General features: G+C 44.6%; 13 protein-coding genes. 10 read left to right on the forward strand and 3 right to left on the reverse strand.

Annotation, left to right across the window (positions count from 1 at the left end; all coding sequences use genetic code 11):
• Nucleotides 1-18: 18 nt before the first annotated feature.
• Nucleotides 19-2,622 carry a M16 family metallopeptidase gene (locus ACLWOR_RS06860; protein WP_413939952.1) on the reverse strand — a complete coding sequence of 868 codons (2,604 nt, stop codon included), beginning with the start codon at nt 2,620-2,622 and terminating at the stop codon, nt 19-21.
• Between the two features lie 16 nt (nt 2,623-2,638).
• On the opposite strand from ACLWOR_RS06860, the gene hemW reads away from it, so the two are divergent.
• The 9 genes from hemW to ACLWOR_RS06905 all read left to right on the forward strand — a co-directional run bounded on the left by hemW (nt 2,639) and on the right by ACLWOR_RS06905 (nt 12,018).
• Nucleotides 2,639-3,811, forward strand: coding sequence for a radical SAM family heme chaperone HemW (hemW, locus tag ACLWOR_RS06865; protein WP_413939953.1), 1,173 nt, complete (start codon nt 2,639-2,641; stop codon nt 3,809-3,811).
• Between the two features lie 71 nt (nt 3,812-3,882).
• Nucleotides 3,883-4,398: a nucleotide exchange factor GrpE gene (locus tag ACLWOR_RS06870; RefSeq protein WP_413939954.1), complete on the forward strand. Its 516-nt coding sequence runs from the start codon at nt 3,883-3,885 to the stop codon at nt 4,396-4,398.
• Between the two features lie 11 nt (nt 4,399-4,409).
• Entirely contained in the window at nt 4,410-5,417 is a 1,008-nt protein-coding gene (locus tag ACLWOR_RS06875; RefSeq protein WP_413939955.1) for a DnaJ C-terminal domain-containing protein, read from the forward strand.
• The gene (locus tag ACLWOR_RS06880) at nt 5,414-7,093 is read left to right on the forward strand and encodes a penicillin-binding protein activator (RefSeq protein ID WP_413939956.1); all 1,680 of its coding nucleotides are present in this window, start codon (nt 5,414-5,416) and stop codon (nt 7,091-7,093) included. The genes ACLWOR_RS06875 and ACLWOR_RS06880 overlap by 4 nt, the downstream gene beginning before the upstream one ends.
• Nucleotides 7,094-7,201: 108 nt before the next feature.
• Nucleotides 7,202-7,570 (forward strand): TraR/DksA family transcriptional regulator, encoded by a 369-nt coding sequence (locus tag ACLWOR_RS06885; RefSeq protein ID WP_413939957.1) that lies wholly within the window; start codon nt 7,202-7,204, stop codon nt 7,568-7,570.
• 106 nt (nt 7,571-7,676) lie between these two features.
• Nucleotides 7,677-8,048 carry a TraR/DksA family transcriptional regulator gene (locus ACLWOR_RS06890; RefSeq protein WP_413939958.1) on the forward strand — a complete coding sequence of 124 codons (372 nt, stop codon included), beginning with the start codon at nt 7,677-7,679 and terminating at the stop codon, nt 8,046-8,048.
• 140 nt (nt 8,049-8,188) lie between these two features.
• Complete coding sequence (lon, locus tag ACLWOR_RS06895; RefSeq protein ID WP_413939959.1) at nt 8,189-10,594, forward strand: endopeptidase La; 2,406 nt, start codon at nt 8,189-8,191, stop codon at nt 10,592-10,594.
• Between the two features lie 287 nt (nt 10,595-10,881).
• Complete coding sequence (locus tag ACLWOR_RS06900; RefSeq protein ID WP_413939960.1) at nt 10,882-11,463, forward strand: hypothetical protein; 582 nt, start codon at nt 10,882-10,884, stop codon at nt 11,461-11,463.
• Nucleotides 11,464-11,475: 12 nt separating this feature from the next.
• Nucleotides 11,476-12,018: a hypothetical protein gene (locus ACLWOR_RS06905; protein WP_413939961.1), complete on the forward strand. Its 543-nt coding sequence runs from the start codon at nt 11,476-11,478 to the stop codon at nt 12,016-12,018.
• Between the two features lie 3 nt (nt 12,019-12,021).
• Here ACLWOR_RS06905 and ACLWOR_RS06910 read toward each other — a convergent pair whose 3' ends face one another.
• On the reverse strand, nt 12,022-12,486 hold the full coding sequence (locus tag ACLWOR_RS06910; RefSeq protein WP_413939962.1) for a hypothetical protein: 465 nt from the start codon (nt 12,484-12,486) through the stop codon (nt 12,022-12,024).
• A 249-nt stretch (nt 12,487-12,735) separates the two neighbouring features.
• On the opposite strand from ACLWOR_RS06910, the gene ACLWOR_RS06915 reads away from it, so the two are divergent.
• Nucleotides 12,736-13,938 carry a patatin-like phospholipase family protein gene (locus tag ACLWOR_RS06915; RefSeq protein WP_413939963.1) on the forward strand — a complete coding sequence of 401 codons (1,203 nt, stop codon included), beginning with the start codon at nt 12,736-12,738 and terminating at the stop codon, nt 13,936-13,938.
• Here the strand turns inward: ACLWOR_RS06915 and ACLWOR_RS06920 are convergent.
• Nucleotides 13,935-17,018 carry an efflux RND transporter permease subunit gene (locus ACLWOR_RS06920; protein WP_413939964.1) on the reverse strand — a complete coding sequence of 1,028 codons (3,084 nt, stop codon included), beginning with the start codon at nt 17,016-17,018 and terminating at the stop codon, nt 13,935-13,937. The genes ACLWOR_RS06915 and ACLWOR_RS06920 overlap by 4 nt on opposite strands.
• Nucleotides 17,019-17,066: the final 48 nt, after the last annotated feature.

Below are 17,066 nucleotides of genomic sequence, written 5' to 3' on the forward strand. Positions count from 1 at the left end.
CCAACGTCTCATTCTGAATCAATCGGCGTCTCGCGGACCTACAATACTGATAACAGACGGGCCGCCAAAGATGTTTTGTGCTAGTTTTTGAATATCTTCTGGAGTCACAGCAAAATATTTATCTGCCACCTCTAAGCTCTCTTTATAGTCGAGCCCATAGATGTCGTCGAAGATAATGGCATTGCAGACAGAGCTCTTTCTTTGCAGTTCGATATCATGTCGACCAATCAAGTATTTCTGCGCACGCGCAAGCTCGTCTTCAGAAACTTTGATTTCCGCAAGTTTTGTGAACTCTTCTTTCAACATGGAAATAGATTTCTCTGCCTTCTCTGGAGAACAACCGATATATCCACCAAAATATCCACACTCAATTCCTTCCATGTGCATCGGAGAAACAGAGTATGCCAAAGAATTTTTATCACGGAGCTCAAGGAAAAGTCTTCCGCCCTGCCCGCTCAAAATTGATTGAATAATTTCAAGCGTGTAGCGTTCAGGATCTTTCAACGTCAATCCCGGATATCCTAAAATGATGTGACTTTGTTCTTTGTTAAGCTCATGGAAAACTTTCACGTCCTTATCGAGCTTCGGAGCTGGAAACGAAGACTCCAAGCGCTTCCCCGAAGAAAATGATTTCGTGATATCGCTAAATGTCTTGACCCATTTTTTCTTATCAATATCCCCCACCACACAAAGAGTAAGATTTTTGGCTGAAGCAATTCGTTGGAAGTAATTTTGCAGCCCTTCGCGGGTGATGGAATCGACACTGCCCTCTGTTCCAATCATATCGTGTGAGTAAGGGTGTCCCTTAAAAATCTCTTTCATAAAATTCAAAACACAAATCTGTGACGGATTGTCGTTGCGTGCTTTGATTTGATTCTTCAAAATGACTTTTTCGCGATTTAAAATTGCATCTGGGAATTGCGGATGAAGAAGAGAGTCCGTAAAGATATCTAACATCTTGTCTTCAAATGGTGCGAGGTAATCCATCGACATACCAACTGAATTCCTGCCACCAAAAGCGCCAATTCCCGCCGCCATCTCATCAATGCGCAAATTGATTTCGTCTTCGGAATAATTTTTTGATCCCGCCAGCCAAGTGCGCGAGAAAAGCTCGGTCGTGCCGGCCGGATCGGAACCTTCCACACGCATTCCGCCTAGGAATGCGGCCTTCATAGCGACATAAGGCGTTTCTTTTTGCTCTCGCAAAAGAAGCGTTGTCCCACTTGGCAAAACAATTCTCTCTGTTTCTGGAGTGAAATCAGCGCCTGAGGGTTTAATATTGAATTTTTTCGCGACAAATTTCGGAGTCAGGGTTTTAGCTTTGCCCCCTGCTTTTAAAGCCGCATTCAAATCTCGGGTAAAAGCCTTTACTGACTTTTCGGCTTTTTTCTTATCCAGATTCGTCATCAGCGAAATACTAAAACAGCCTGGTTTTAAATATTTTTTCGCCGCTTTTTGAATATCTGCGGGTTTAAGCGCATAGACCTCTTTCATGTACTTGCGATAGTGATCATGATCTCCGTAATAGAACTCATCACTTCCGGCTTTTCTCGCAATGTTATCCACAGTTTCTAAAGAATAAACTTCATGGCTTGCAAAATTCGTCATCGCTTTTTGCATCTCTTGTGCTGTCGGCGGTTCTTTCAAAATCGATTCAATTTCTGGAATTAAAAGCGCAAACGCACGATCGAGATTTTCTTTTTCCAAACCCATGGAAATTGCAAAGAGTCCATCATCTTGCATGGAATAGCTGAACGACCCCACTGTGTTGGTAACAGGTTCTCTAATACGTAAACTTTGCATGAGGCGACAAGAATCACCTTGGCCTAAGATTGCAGAGAGGACCTCGAGAGCAGCCAAATCTTTGTGGCGCACATGCGGGATTCTCCAGTTGATATAGGCTGTAGTCTGTTCAAATTTCGTTTGTTCAATCTTAACTCGTACAGTTTTTTGCACAGGCTCTTTAGTGCGAACCACCTTCTTAAGTTTGTAGGGCGTAAAATCTCCGAATTTTGCTTCTACTTCCTTGCGCATTTCTTTCGCCTCAAAATCACCTGCCACAACGAGGAACATATTTGAAGGGACATAACGTGAGTGATAGTAGTCACGAATTTTTTTTGTCGAGACTTTACGTATAATACGGTCGTAACCGATAACAGGACGACCGTAAGCATGCTTTTTAAATACGTTTGTGAATAACAACTGACTCGCACGACGGCCAGGGCTGTCTTGGCCGCGCTTGATTTCTTCGATCACGACTTCGCGTTCATTGTCTATTTCTTTAGAATCAAAGATGGGGTGACCCATCATTTCGCTAATGACGTCTAACGCGACATCAGAAAATTGCTTGGAAATCGTTACGTAAAAAACCGTTTGGTCAAATGAAGTATAGGCATTAAGCTCTCCGCCTGAGCCTTCTACTTTAGCTGCAATCTCGCCAACTCCGTATTTACGAGTACCCTTAAAAACCAAATGCTCGATAAAGTGAGAGATACCCTCTTCTCCGGCTTTTTCGTCTGCAGAGCCTGTTTTCACCCACATTTGAACTGACACCACCGGGGACTTGTGACTTTGGATGAAAAGGACCTTTAGGCCGTTTTTTAGTTGAAATTTTTTTGACATACTCTAGAAGACTCCCATGGCATTCGGTGTTTACGTTCATATTCCATATTGCATTCAAAGGTGCACGTACTGCGACTTTGCAACCTATGAGCAAAGCAAAATTTTGCCGCCGGATCAGTATGTCCAAGTGCTCTTTTCTGAGATTCGCCAAAAGCACAAGTACTATACGCCTCGTAAGCTCGACACACTTTATTTCGGTGGCGGAACTCCAAGTCTAATCCCGGCACCTCTGATAGTATCTATTATCAAAGAGCTTGAGAAGTTCGGTTACACGACAGGTCCAGATACCGAAGTCACCATCGAAATTAATCCGGCGACGATCAACACAGATAAATTAAAAATGTATCTTGATCACGGCGTGAATCGTTTTAGCGTGGGAGCTCAAACTTTTGACAATCGTTTGCTAAAAATGGTTCACCGCGAACACAATGCTCAGCAAACGTTGGAAACCCTGGACCTACTTCGCAAGCACAATCTGAATTTTAGCTTTGATATTTTGTTCGCACTTCCTTCGCAAACTTTGGAAGGCTTAAAAAATGACGTGCGCATCGCCATTGAACAAGGCGCTCGTCATTTAAGCCCTTATTGCCTCACTGTACCGGATGGACATCCGCTTTCAAAAGGGCGTCCTATTGAAGATGAGCAAGTCGAAATGTTCGAATTTATTGAGCAAGAGCTCACGGGTAAAGGCTTTCAACAGTACGAGATTTCTAACTTTGCTTTGCCTGGCTATGAATCCCAACACAATTTGTTGTATTGGACGGATCAAGAATACTGGGGCTTAGGATTAAGTGCTCACTCGTATTCACGCTCAACACCGTGGGGCACGCGTTATTGGAATGTGAACGCGATTGGCGAATATACAAAGCAAATTCAAGGTGACGGTTCGCAAGAGTTTCTTGCTCCACATAAGCACTTGCCGGAATCGCAATTTGAAGTCCTTGAAATACATCAAGCTCTTACGGACTTTTGTCATACTTCTCTGCGTCTTATGCGCGGCCTCAAAGTGAATGAACTTCAGAGCAAATTTCCTGAAGCGATAAGTTCACGTGTTCTCAACATCTTAGCCAACATAGAAAACAAAGGCTGGGTTCGAAAAGCTGAGGACTCTTGGTCCCTAACACGTGAGGGAATCGTTTTAAGCAACAGAGTGTTCCAAGACCTGACTTTTCTCTCTGGAGAAATCTAAAAAAGTCAGCCCAGGGCGAATTGACAATCCTTAATCAATACACAATCTTAAGTATTGCGAAAGGATACCCTATGTCTGAAGAAAATGGCGCTCAAAATCCAAATCAAAATACTCCTCCGGCGGATGCGCCTTCAGAACTGCAAAAGCTGCAGGAACAAGCCGACAAATTTAAAAATGATTATCTTTATTTGCGTGCTGAGTTTGAAAACTACAAACGTAATGCAATTAAGGAACGCTCCGACCTAATTAAATACGGTGGCGAACGTTTTATTCGGGATCTACTAGAGATCGTGGATAATTTCGAGCGCGCTACGGCGGTGCAAGTGACGCCCGAAAATCTTCCGACATACAAACAAGGCGTTGAGATGACGGCCACAGAACTTAAAAATCTCCTACAAAAAAATTCTGTTACCGAAGTTCCTGCCGAAGGCGCTCCATTTGATCCTGCTGTTCATGAAGCTCTTGGCGCTGAACCCAGCGATAAGGTACAGCCGGGTCATGTTTTGCGTGTCTTTAAAAAACCTTACAAGTACCATGATAAAGTTCTCCGCACAGGCCAAGTGGTTGTTGCGAAGAAACCAGAATAAGAAGGTGCTCATTGGCGGCTAAGAAGGATTTTTATTCCGTTCTCGGTGTTTCGCGATCTGCCACTCCTGAGGAGATTAAAAAGGCATATCGCAAACTTGCCATGCAATATCACCCCGACAAAAATCCAGGGGATAAAAAGGCTGAAGAGAAATTCAAAGAACTCAGCGAAGCCTATGAAGTCTTAAGCGATACCAAAAAACGTGAAATGTACGATCAGTTTGGTCACGCAAGTACGCAACAAGGCTTCGGAGCTGGCGGTCCGTTTGGCGCCGGCGGCTTTGGTGGTGGCTTCGGTGGACCCCATGGAGGCGGTGGTCATGCTGGCCCCGGTGGTGATCCGTTCCAAGATATTTTCGGCGATGTATTCAGTGATATTTTTGGTGGCGCTCGTGGACCAGGAGCTGGTGCGCGCGCTCGTCGTCCGTCAAAGGGCGCAGACCTTCGTTACACTTTAAGTGTTTCATTCGAAGATGCCGCTCTTGGTACCGAAAAAGTGATCAGCTTTATGCGCCAACGCGGTAACAAAGAAGAATCCGCAAAACTGGCTGTCAACGTTCCAGCTGGTGTTAAAGAAGGGCAACGCCTGAAACTTTCTGGCGAAGGCGACTCTCCTGCAGGCGCAGGCAGTGCCGGCGATCTTTACGTCATCGTGAATATTCAAGATCATCCTTTGTTCAAACGAAACGAACACGATGTCACTTTGGATCTTCCGGTGACCTACACAGATGCGATCTTAGGTACCAATGTGGAAGTTCCAACTCTTACGGGAAAAGCGATGATTCGTATTCCTCCAGGAACACACACAGGTCAAACCTTCCGTCTTAAGGGAAAAGGTTTTCCGAAACTCGGTGGCTTTGGCTCCGGTGACATGCTTGTTAAAATTTTAGTAGATACACCTCAGAATCTTTCATCAAAACAAAAGGAAATGATCGAAGAGCTGGCAAAAAATGGCGAAGCCACTCCGCTTGTTCGATCTTTCCAAGAAAAAGTTTCTCAAATCATGCGGAGTCGTAAATGACATCAAAAGTGACCGTGATCTTCCTGGCTTGTCTCTTCGTTTCTTGCGCGACTGTTGCAACAAAACGTCCTGAACTCAAAACTCAACGAACAGCGACTGTGCAAAAGAAACCAAAAGGCATGGCAGGTATGACTCCGGAGCGTCCACCAGAACCAGCTCCCACTGCGATTCTGAAGGAAATGCCGGCGATCCCGACTCCGGTCACTAAAGACCCTATGCAAGCCCTGAAAGAGCTTGTGACGATGTCCGTGCAAGCACCTAACAAACAAGAACAAGAACTTTATCGCTTGCGTTCTATTGAAGTTGTTGAAAATAAATTAAACGAAGATCAGCTTGAAGACGTTGCGGAAGATTCTGATTTCGGTTTCTTGCGCGGTCACGCAATGTACCGACTTGGTGAAATCTCTCTGGAAAAACGTGAGACTTCGAAAGCCACAAGATATTTTACCGGTGTTGTGGATTTCCTGCCTGAGAGTGATCTTGCAGGACGCGCTGAAAATATTCTTGAGCACTTGGCTGCTTCCAAAAACGTTTCTTCACAAACAATTGGTGTCGTTCTTCCGCTCAGCGGGAAAAATGCACAAGTCGGACAACGTGCTCTGCGTGGTCTTGAGATGGGTCTAGGACTTCACATCCCGGGCACTGCTTTCAGATTGGCGGTGATGGATAGCGAAGGAAATCCAGACTCTGCTCGTCGCGGTGTTGAGCGTTTGGTTCGTGAAGACAATGTGATCGCGGTCGTTGGAAGCCTTTTAAGCAAAACGGCTCCCGCGGTTGCTGCGAAAGCGGATGAACTCGGCGTTCCGTCGATCGCTCTTTCACAAAGATCAGGTTTGACTGAAATTGGTCCTTCCGTTTTCAGAAACTCTCTAACTACAGGAATGCAAGTTCGCCAACTGGTTCGCACTGCCATGGAAGACATGGGTATGAAAAAGTTTGCAGTACTTTACCCTAACGATCCCTACGGGATCGAATTCACAAATATTTTCTGGGACGAAGTTCTTGCACGCGGTGGACAAATTACCGCTGTGCAAACTTACTCAACGAAAGAAACTGACTTCCGTCTTGTTATTCAGCGCCTTGTTGGAACTTACTACGGCGAAGCACGACAAGATGAGTACAACGTTCGCTTGAAAGAGCTGCAACACTCTGACAAAAAACGCTCTGTGCGTCAGTCGAATCTTGAAAACGTATTACCACCGCTCACCGACTTTGATGCGATCTTTATCCCTGACAGTGCGAAAGCTATGGGACAAATCGCCGCGATGCTTGCCTACAATGATGTGCGCAACGTGAAATTGATGGGCACAAACTTGTGGAATACGAAAGATATCGCAAAACGCGCTGGTAATTTTTCGAACAGTTTGATTTTCGTGGACAGCATGTCCCCGGAAACAAGCTCTCAGTCTCGCTTTGCGGCAGAATACCGCAACCTTTACAACGAAGAACCCTCATTGATTGAGTTCCAGGCCTACGATGCAGGTTTGATCCTGCGCCAAATGATCGCCTCTGGCGCTTCATCACGCGAAGAACTGCGAGAAAAGCTCAGTACGCCTCAATCCTTCCCAGGCTCTCTGGGAGTCCTTAAATTAAGCGCTGAGCGCGAAATTGAACGTCCTGTCGTGAGTTTAACTGTGGATAAGGGTGAAATCGCTCCCCTTAAAGTTCGTAAATAGCTCGCATAATTTTAATTTATAGATATTTTTTAACCAGCCTCCTGACCCCACCCGTCTTAGGAACACGAGCGACTAGACGGGTCGCTTCAATCTAAAGAAGGGGGCTGTATGACAAAAATTTCCGAAACCTTAATCCAAGAGTGCCGCAGAAGACTATTGATGACGAAACAAGATGTCTTGAATCGTTTTCGCACAGCCCAAAGAGAACTTTCTGCTGTGGAAAAAGGTGGCGATGAAGGTGATCTCTCTGTTGCACACATCGCAGAACATTCATTTCTCGTCGCGCAAGAAAGAATGAGAACGCAACTTTTAGAAATTGAAATGGCCTTATCAAGAATGGAGCAAGGCACCTTCGGTATCTGTGAAGAAACTGAAGAAGTGATTGAGGAAGATCGCCTTCTTGCAATTCCTTGGACCCGTTTATCCATCGAGGGTGCAGAACTTCGTGAAGCTGTGAGTAGAAAGTTCGCGCGTTAGAGATGTGCTTACATAATCGTCACGCGCTGCTTTTTTCGTGACACAAAATCATTCCCCCGTAATATGCGAACAAATTTCGGCCAAGGACATCATATCGGGGGGTGAGATGAACGCAACCGAACTCAATACGACTGAGTTGGAAAATTTAAAAGAATCTCTTCTTCAACAGAAGAGTTCAATTCTCAACAAGACTCATGAATTTAAAGAAGAGCAATCCAGCATGAGCAACGTCGCTGACGAAGCTGAAGCTGCTTCTCTAGATATCTCCAATAATATTTCAATCCATTTGCATGAACGCGACCGTGTCGCTCTCTTCGCCATTGAACGTGCGTTGGGAAAAATTGCAGATGGGACTTACGGCCAGTGCGAAAGTTGCGGAGAAATAATCGGAGCTCGACGTCTACAAGCTAGACCTTTCACAGCACTTTGTATTGAGTGCATGGAAGAACAAGAGAGTACTTCGAATCTCTTTCAGTAATCCGGACTTTCGACTCATTGGATGAGTTCTACTGACATGGATGTCAGTCCAATTTTTAATTTTCCATTCAAGCAAAAACTGTCTCACGCCGAGAAGATTCATACCAAATAAATATTTCCCGCATCACGCGGAGGAGCGGTATGAGTTTTGACGATAAAGTTCTTGAGATCCCACAGACCCTTCCCATGTTGCCTGTGAGAGACATCGTTGTCTTCCCTTACATGATCATTCCATTGTTCGTAGGGAGAGATGCATCGATCCGCTCTGTAGAAGAAGCTCTAGCGAAGAATCGTTTGATCTTCCTAGCTTCACAAAAAGATATCACTGAAGAAAACCCATCACCAGACAACATCTACACTGTCGGCACGATCGCGATGATCATGCGCATGAGAAAATTGTCTGACGGTCGCGTGAAAATCCTTATCCAAGGTGTCGCAAAAGGCCGTGTAAAAAATTACACTAAAACTTCTCCTTCTTTCGAAGTGGCTGTTGAAAAGATCGAAGAAACTCCAGTTCAAAAAACTGTTGTTGAAAACGAAGCTTTGATTCGCACAGCGAAAGAACACATCGAGCGCATCATCGCACTTGGTCGCCCTCTTTCTCCAGACATCTTGTTGGTTCTTGACGATGTCACGGATCCAGGTCGTATCGCTGATTTGATCGCTTCAAATCTTGGCATCAAAGTTCAAGACGCTCAAAAAGTTCTTGAGACTGCTGAAGCTGGCGAGCGCTTGAAACTAGTAAATGAAATCTTGGCTGCTGAACTTGAAACTATGCAAGCTCAACAGAAAACTCGTGGCAATGCGAAAGAAGACCTTAATAAGTCTCAACGCGAATACTTCTTGCGCGAGCAAATGAAGGCTATAAAGAATGAACTCGGCGAAGGCGATTCTAAATCTGAAGAGATGGATGAGCTACGCGAGAAAATCATCAACTCAGGCATGCCTTCAAATGTAGAAGCGGAAGCTTTGAAACAACTAGGTCGTTTGGAAAGAATGCACCCAGATGCTTCTGAAGCAACAATGGTTCGTACATACCTTGATTGGATGGCAGATCTTCCGTGGGCGAAAAAATCTGAAGAGTCTATTGATTTGAAACGTGCAAAAGAAATTCTTGATGAAGATCACTACGAGCTTGAAAAAGCCAAAGATCGTATCATGGAATTCTTGGCAGTCCGTAAATTGAAACCGAACCTTAAAGGTCCAATCCTTTGCTTCGGTGGTCCTCCAGGCGTAGGTAAAACTTCACTTGGTAAATCAATCGCAAGAGCAATGGGTCGTGAATATCACCGTATCGCTCTTGGCGGTGTGAAAGATGAAGCTGAGATTCGTGGTCACCGCCGTACTTACGTAGGCGCGATGCCAGGTAAAATCATTCAAGCTCTTCGCCAATGTAAAACAAACAACCCAGTTATCGTACTGGATGAAGTAGACAAATTAGGTTCTGACTTCCGTGGTGACCCATCAGCAGCAATGCTTGAGGTTTTGGATCCAGAACAAAACTCTGCTTTCCGTGATAACTACTTGAACGTAGACTTCGATCTTTCGAATGTTCTCTTCATCGCAACTGCGAACGTTCTTGAGAATATTCCACCGGCTCTACGTGACCGTATGGAAATCCTCAACATTCCTGGTTACACAGAGAATGATAAATTGTTGATCACGAAGAAACATTTGATCCGTCGCCAAATTGAAGCGAACGGCATCACGCCACAAAATATCTCCTTCACTGACGAAGGTATCAAGTACTTGATCGCGGGCTACACTCGTGAAGCAGGTCTTCGTAACCTTGAGCGTGAAGTAGGTTCTGTCTGCCGTAAAGTGGCTAAGATGGTTGTGATGGGTGAAACAAACTTCGTAGAAGTAAATGCTTCAACTGTTCCAGAACTTTTGGGTCCTCCACGCTTCCAACGTGACGACAAGTTCCACGACTCTCAAGTCGGTGTGGTTCAAGGTCTTGCATGGACACAAGCTGGTGGTGAAGTTCTTACTATCGAAGCTTTGAAAATGAAAGGTAAAGGACACCTGACATTGACGGGTCAACTTGGCGACGTGATGAAAGAGTCTGCTCACGCAGCGATGTCTTATGCTCGTGCTCACCAAGAAGAACTCGGTATCCCAGAAGACTTCTTTGATAAGTACGACGTGCATGTTCACTTGCCAGCAGGTGCGATCCCGAAAGACGGTCCTTCTGCAGGTATCACTCTTACAACTGCGCTTGTAAGTTTGATGACAGGAACTCCAGTTCGTCACGATATCGCGATGACTGGTGAAGTGACTCTACAAGGTCGCGTCCTCCCTGTCGGTGGTATCCGTGAAAAATGTTTGGCTGCTTTGAACTTAGGTATCACAGACATCATTATCCCAATGGCTTGCCAAAAGGATCTTGCTGACATCCCTAAGATCTTTAAAGACAAAATTAACTTCATTCTTGCTGAAAACTTAGATGAAGTGTTTGCAGTAGCTTTCGATAAATCTGGAAAATCGCAAGACAAGAAACCAGGTGTGAAGAAAGACTCTAAGAAAAACAAATCGCTTGCAGCTTAATTGCTAAAAGCAACATCGCCCCTCCCAACCGAGGCCCTCAAGAACCCTCGGTGTGCGATCCAAAAGGACTGGTTAAAACCCAGTCCTTTTGCTTTTTCCGCTCCCGCGAACCCGTGAAGCTTTCCTAAGCGTTGTGACAAAAGTCGGCTCTGTTCCAAAAGATCAACGCTCCTTCCCTGACCTATTCAATTTTAAGCAAGCATTGCCTGGCTGATATCTTGCTGGGTAAACCGCGGATGATAAATTAAACCATATTGGGTGTATGAAATTTTTGAAGGAGAACTCCCATGTTTAAAAAAGCCTTGGCGATTGCCCTTGTTATCACGACAGCTTCTAGTTCATTTGCAGCTAATTCAGGCGCAGAGAAAGAGTCGTTTTTAACTAAAGTAGAAAAGACTGTATTTGAAGCCGTTTATTTCGGAGTTACTCCACTTATGTATCCGGTTTCTTATTTGGTAGAACTAAAAGATCGCTACCAAGCAAAGAAACTAATTGAAGCTGCTCAAGGTGATGCTCAGTTCTTCGCGGCTCACGTGGTAAGTTCTGAAAAAGGTTATATGACTTCTCAGTTGTATAACAAAATGGTCATCTCCCTTAATGAGGGTGATGTTCTTACTGCTGGTGATTCTGTTGTGGCAAATACTTCAGGTCTCTACAACGCTGAAGAGCTTAAAGGCACTATTAAAATTAACGGTCGTCAGCTGATCACGGAACAACTTTACAAAGCTCACCTTGCTGCTCAATTCCTCATTTTCTCTGATGTTCTTTCGGTTCCTGCTGAATTGAAAGATGCTAATGGTAATGACTTTAAAGCTGCAACAAGTGGCTCAAGCTTAAATAAAATCATTCTTCTTCAAAACGCGAAGTAATCGAGGTTGTTCATGGGCTTGATCAAAAATGTATTAACAATCTGTCTGCTTGTTTCTGCAACGGTTTCTGCTCAAGCCTATGAGCGCACAAAATCTTGCTTAGAGTCTTGCTCTAGTAAAAAAGACTTTCCGTATTATGCGGACACGGCGCTAGGCCTTGATTACGGATATGATATTGCGATCAACAAACGCGTTTTGCGCGGTGATGTTGATATCAAATATTCTCTTGTCGTTGACGGAGTTGAAGAAGAGCTCAAACCAAGTGACTATTACGACATCGATTACCGCCACACTTTAATCTTTATTCGCATGATCAGCGGTCGATGGGACATTAACGGACAAAAAACAGCTGATTTTAACAAGAAAATTGAGTTGAAGCTTTCCATGGTCAGTGGGGGCCGCGTGTTGGATGCTAAAATTATTCCGTTCACAGCTGACAATATCGCAGATCAGATTTTGGTGGATGAGCCACGCGAAATCGCATTTAAAAGCGAAGTCGACGACTCATCGGCAAAAGTGGTCGTCGAACTTATCGCTTCAGGCGACGGAAAATAATCTCTACTGTTTGAAACCGCGTAAGCGGTCGTTTTCGGATTCAAGAACACGGACCAGAGTTTTAAGGTCCGTGACTTCTTCTTTCAGGTGCAGGATTTGTTCTTCTTTTTCCTGCAAAATCTGCGTGTAAGCCTTTTTGAGCTCGTTCAGCAATTTATTTGCTGCCGTCAAAATAGGCTCCTCTTTGTTCACCTTCACACTCTTGTCGTTCAGGTCCTGAGCCATACCTTGGCCTTTCATCATCATTCCTTGATGAGCACCCACCAAAGCGGGGTCGCTTTCTTGGGAGGGGCGATGTACTCTTTGATGGGTACCCATCGGTTCATCCATGATGAAGTACTTACCGTCTTCAAATCGGTACTTAATATCGTTAGCTTTGATTCTTCGGCGTAAGGTACTCACACTGATTTTATGTTTCGTGGAGTAGTCCATTAAAGGTAGCCAAGAATCATTCGTCTCAACTGTCATTAAGTCCTCTTCTTTCAAGCTGTTGGATGTAATGAACACCCTCCAGCCTGCGTAGTCAACGTTATCACACGACTTCGGTCTGTCAAATTTTGTGTGAGTAGTTATTCAAATTCAACAAAAAACAGGACCTTGATCTGGTTATTCATGCAAATTCGGCGGATAGTCACAAGACCTTGGTCTGAGTAGTCGCCAAAATCCACAAAGAACACTTTGAACCTTTCCTTCAGAAATCCGATACTTAAGAAACATATGCGGATTAGAGATAAGAAAAAGATAGCCCTTGTTCTCAGTGGAGGCGGAATCAAAGCCGCAGCTTTCCACATTGGGGTCTGTCTGGCTCTTCAAGAAAAAGGTTTTAAGTTTGCGGGCGGAACCAAAGAGATGGTGCGTCAGCAACATCCCAATGAAGAGCCGATGACCATCCGGTTGTATGTTGGTTCAAGTGCGGGAGCTTTCGTTGCGTCTATTTTAGCCGCTGGATACTCAGTTGAATCCTTGATCAACGCATTTCAAATCGGTTCGGGCTCTCACCCGACATTCGAAAAAAATGATCTTCGATATTTAAAACCAATCAGCTACCGAAACATTTTTAATCTGAACTCCAGTGGTCTGCTTAAATTTATTCCACGAAGCATCATGGAAAAGACCCTGGTCAGTGGGGGCCTTGAATCGCTGTTGAAAAACGGACTTAAACTGAACGGTCTATTTTCCACACGCGGTATTGAATCTTATTTGCGTAAGGAAGTTCTGCTCGACAACGACTTTGCTCGCCTGGGTGTTGAACTTTTCGTGATCGGCACTCAGCTGAACCACACCCGCAAAGTGATCTTCGGAAACTTTCCTGAGTCTTATAAAACCGAAAATACTAAATACATTAACTACGCCACGATCAGTGACGCAGTTGCTTGCTCTACATCTCTTCCACCCGTGTTTGCACCTTACGGAATCAAACGCCCTGAAGATGGTAAAGAGATTCACTATTATGATGGTGAAATCAGAGACACACTTTCAACCCATGTTGCTGCGGATGCGGGTGCGGATTTAGTGATCTCTTCGTACTCGATTCAACCGTATCACTACACGGATGAGATGGGCTCTTTAGCCAATCACGGTATTCCATTGATTTTAAATCAAGCACTTTACCAAGTGGTTCAGCAAAAGATTGCCAAACATATCCAATATAAATCAGATATCAAATCGATCTATAACGCTGTCGATGGTTATTTTAAACAAGCAAACTTGCCTGCTGAACATCGCGAGAAACTGCTTGAAATCATTAGACAACGTGTGAACTACCAGCCAAGCGTGGATTACATCTATATCGCTCCACGCCCGCAAAACTACGAAATGTTCTTTGTGGATCACTTCAGTCTGAATCCTGAGATTCTTGCTCGAATCGTCAGGATTGGATTTAAATCGGCGGTCAACGTTCTTCGTCACTACGACTTCTAAACGATCTCGCGCTCTTTGATTCCGTGTTTGCTTTCAAGTTTTGAAAGAACCAAATAAAGAGCTGGCACTACAAACAACGTCAGAATTGTGGAGACAATCGTCCCGCCTACTATGGCAAGGCCCATTGGCAAACGAGTTTCAGATCCCATGCCGTGACCAAAAATCAGCGGCGTTGCTGCCGCGACCGTTGCAACCGAAGTCATCAAGATCGGACGAAGACGAACCGGACAGGCCTCAATCAAAGCCGGCAAGACGTCTTTCCCATGATGCAAACGCGTCTGATTCGTAAATTCCACCAACAAAATAGAATTCTTTTTCGCGATACCCATCAAAACAATTAAACCAATGAAGCTAAAAAGATTTAACGAAACATCAAATCCCCACAGCGCAATCAAGGCACCGGTCACACTAAACGGCAGGGCGATCAAAACCGGAATCGGATGGATAAAGGAATTAAATTGAACAGCCAAGATCATATAGGCCACTAAGATCCCCACGAGTAAAGCCGTCATCAAACTTTTAAACGACTCCGCAAATCCGGCCGAAGCCCCTTCCAGCGCAAAGACGTAGCTCTTCGGTAGAATTTCTTTTGCCAAGGATTCCACTTTTTTAATTACGACTGATTGCGATTGTTCCGGAGCTAAGTTTCCATAAACAGTCACCGATCTTTGGCGATTGATACGATTAATTGATTGCGATGTTTTCTTTTCAACCACTTTAACTAGATCCGAAAGCGGAATTAAGTTTCCGGCAACATTTCGAACTTTCAGCTTCTTGATGTCAGCGGCAGACTTCACAAGTCCTTCTGGAATTTTGAAACGAATGTCGTAACGGCGGCCTTCTTGCGTGAAGCGTCCTTGACGATAACCACCGACTCCAACGGATAAAATCTGACCAACTGATTCAATACTCACACCTTGTTTTTCCATCTTCACACGATCTGGTAAAACAAGAAGCTCGGGAATGCCCGCACGATAATCTTTATCAAGGTCGACACCAAACCCGCCCTTCTCAAGAGCTTCCATTAACTTGTCTGCGCTGTCGTTAAGAACTTGCAGATCGGGTCCACGTAAATTCACCGCGATTGGGTTTGTTCTACCTGAGGTCAGATTTCTCGCGGAGATGTCACGCATCGTGATTCTGACACCTTTAACTTGCTTAAAAGATTCACGAAGTTGCGACATTACTTGTGTGTGGTTCAATTTACGTGTTTCTTTGGGCTTAAGTTCAATTGGCATAAACGCTTGGTTCACACTGCTGGCACCACCGCCGCCACCTACTGAGACAAAAAATCCAGCCACGTTTTCGTTAGCCTTAACGATTTCTTCTAATTTCTTTGCGACTTCGCTCGTGTATTCGAGAGAAGATCCCGGAGGAGTTTGCGCGTTCACCATAATAATATTCTGGTCCTGTGCGGGAACAAACTCTTGGCGAACTTTTGAAACTAGCAACAGAGAAACGGCAAAGAATACCAACGAAGAAATGACCACCAGGTATTTCCACTTCAGCGTCACCTTCAGCATAGCCTGATAACCGTGTGCTAATTTTTCAAATAGATGTTCTAGGAACAATTCGAACTTCGACTCTTTCGGTGAGGTTGCTAAAAATGCGGCAGAACGCATGGGCGTAATCGTAACGGCCTCAAGAAGCGAGAGCAAAACCGCTGCACTCATCGTCACGCCGAATTGGAAAAAGAATTTACCAATGATTCCGTCCATGAAAATCACCGGAAGGAATACCGCAATAACCGCTAAGGTGGCAGCCACTGCAGCCGGTAAAACTTCTTTAGAACCGTCTGAGGCTGCTTTGTTAGCTGATTTTCCCATGCGCGAATGGCGCACGATATTTTCTAGCAACATGATTGCATCATCAACGACGATGGAAATCGCCAGCGTTAACGCAAGCAAGGTGAAAAGGTTTAGAGTAAATCCCGAAAAATAAAGAATCGTAAATGTTCCAACGATTGAAACCGGAATCGAGAACAAAATATTCACAGCAGCCGTAACGCTTCCAAGGAAAAGGAAGCACACGAGAATTGTGATCAGGGCAGCAACCCAAAGTTTTTCAATTGTTAGGTTCACGGTTGCTTCAGTTGATTTTGTAAAATCGACGTTAAAGCGATAGTGATATCCTTTTGGAAATTGATCTTTGATTTCTTCAATTCGTTCCCGAACGGCTTTGGCGACGTCGATCTCATTCGTTCCACGTTGTTTGCGAATTGAAATTGAAATGGCTTCTTTGCCATCGACTCGTGCCATACGACGAATGTCAGAGAGGCCGTCATCCACACGTGCGACATCTTTAACCCGAATCATGCGATTAAATGTAATCGCGCCGCCACCACTGCGAGTAAGAATGCGAATATTCCCAACCTCTTCAGGGTTCGCTGCTTCACCCAACCAACGCAGGCGAAGCTCACGCTCACCTTCGATCAACTGTCCCGCCGCACTTTCAATATGTTGGGTTTTAAGCGCATTCGTCACATCGTTGATGCTCAGATCAAGTGCTTCCAATTTTTTGGGATCGATCCAAACTCGCAGGTTTCGTTCGCTGAAACCTTGGATACTGACTTCACCTACTCCGGGTAAGAAACGCAACTGATCGAGCAGATATCCATCTGTCCACTTTAAGAGTTCTTTCATCGAAGCATCGCCATAGATAGAAAGAATCAGAATTGGATCTTCTTCTGGATTTTGTTTTCGGATGATAGGTGGATCGACGTCCGTTGGTAGACGTAGTTGGCTTAGTGCCGATTGCACTTCTTGAAGAGCGACATCGACGTTGCGATTAATATTAAAATACAACGTCACACGACCCGAGCCCTGGCTCGCGCTCGCACGCATTTCTTCGATACCTTCTATCAGCAGAAGTTTTTCTTCAATAGGATCGATGATCTCAGCTTCAACAACTTCAGGTGCCGCACCTTCGTAGCTTACTGAGATGCTAAGAACAGGAAAATCGACATCGGGCATTTGGCTGATACCAGTTCTATTTAAAGAAATGGCACCAAAGACAATAAGACCAAACATCAAAATCCACGCGAATACTGGACGTCGTATAGAAAGGTCGATCAAGTTCATTCAAAAAGTATAGAGTTCTCGAATGAAACTGACCACAAAAAGACACAG

Origin of the sequence: Bdellovibrio sp. HCB2-146 (assembly GCF_047345725.1) — a bacterium.
Classification (GTDB): Bacteria; Bdellovibrionota; Bdellovibrionia; order Bdellovibrionales; family Bdellovibrionaceae; genus Bdellovibrio.

What these genes read in the sequence shown, in the direction of transcription:
- ACLWOR_RS06905 (WP_413939961.1), top strand. Translation starts at nt 11,476, where the DNA reads ATGGGCTTGATCAAAAATGTATTAACAATCTGTCTGCTTGTTTCTGCA.
- ACLWOR_RS06870 (WP_413939954.1), top strand. Translation starts at nt 3,883, where the DNA reads ATGTCTGAAGAAAATGGCGCTCAAAATCCAAATCAAAATACTCCTCCG.
- hemW (WP_413939953.1), top strand. Translation starts at nt 2,639, where the DNA reads ATGGCATTCGGTGTTTACGTTCATATTCCATATTGCATTCAAAGGTGC.
- ACLWOR_RS06920 (WP_413939964.1), bottom strand. Translation starts at nt 17,018, where the DNA reads ATGAACTTGATCGACCTTTCTATACGACGTCCAGTATTCGCGTGGATT.
- ACLWOR_RS06915 (WP_413939963.1), top strand. Translation starts at nt 12,736, where the DNA reads ATGCGGATTAGAGATAAGAAAAAGATAGCCCTTGTTCTCAGTGGAGGC.
- ACLWOR_RS06890 (WP_413939958.1), top strand. Translation starts at nt 7,677, where the DNA reads ATGAACGCAACCGAACTCAATACGACTGAGTTGGAAAATTTAAAAGAA.
- lon (WP_413939959.1), top strand. Translation starts at nt 8,189, where the DNA reads ATGAGTTTTGACGATAAAGTTCTTGAGATCCCACAGACCCTTCCCATG.
- ACLWOR_RS06860 (WP_413939952.1), bottom strand. Translation starts at nt 2,622, where the DNA reads ATGTCAAAAAAATTTCAACTAAAAAACGGCCTAAAGGTCCTTTTCATC.
- ACLWOR_RS06880 (WP_413939956.1), top strand. Translation starts at nt 5,414, where the DNA reads ATGACATCAAAAGTGACCGTGATCTTCCTGGCTTGTCTCTTCGTTTCT.
- ACLWOR_RS06885 (WP_413939957.1), top strand. Translation starts at nt 7,202, where the DNA reads ATGACAAAAATTTCCGAAACCTTAATCCAAGAGTGCCGCAGAAGACTA.
- ACLWOR_RS06910 (WP_413939962.1), bottom strand. Translation starts at nt 12,486, where the DNA reads ATGACAGTTGAGACGAATGATTCTTGGCTACCTTTAATGGACTACTCC.
- ACLWOR_RS06900 (WP_413939960.1), top strand. Translation starts at nt 10,882, where the DNA reads ATGTTTAAAAAAGCCTTGGCGATTGCCCTTGTTATCACGACAGCTTCT.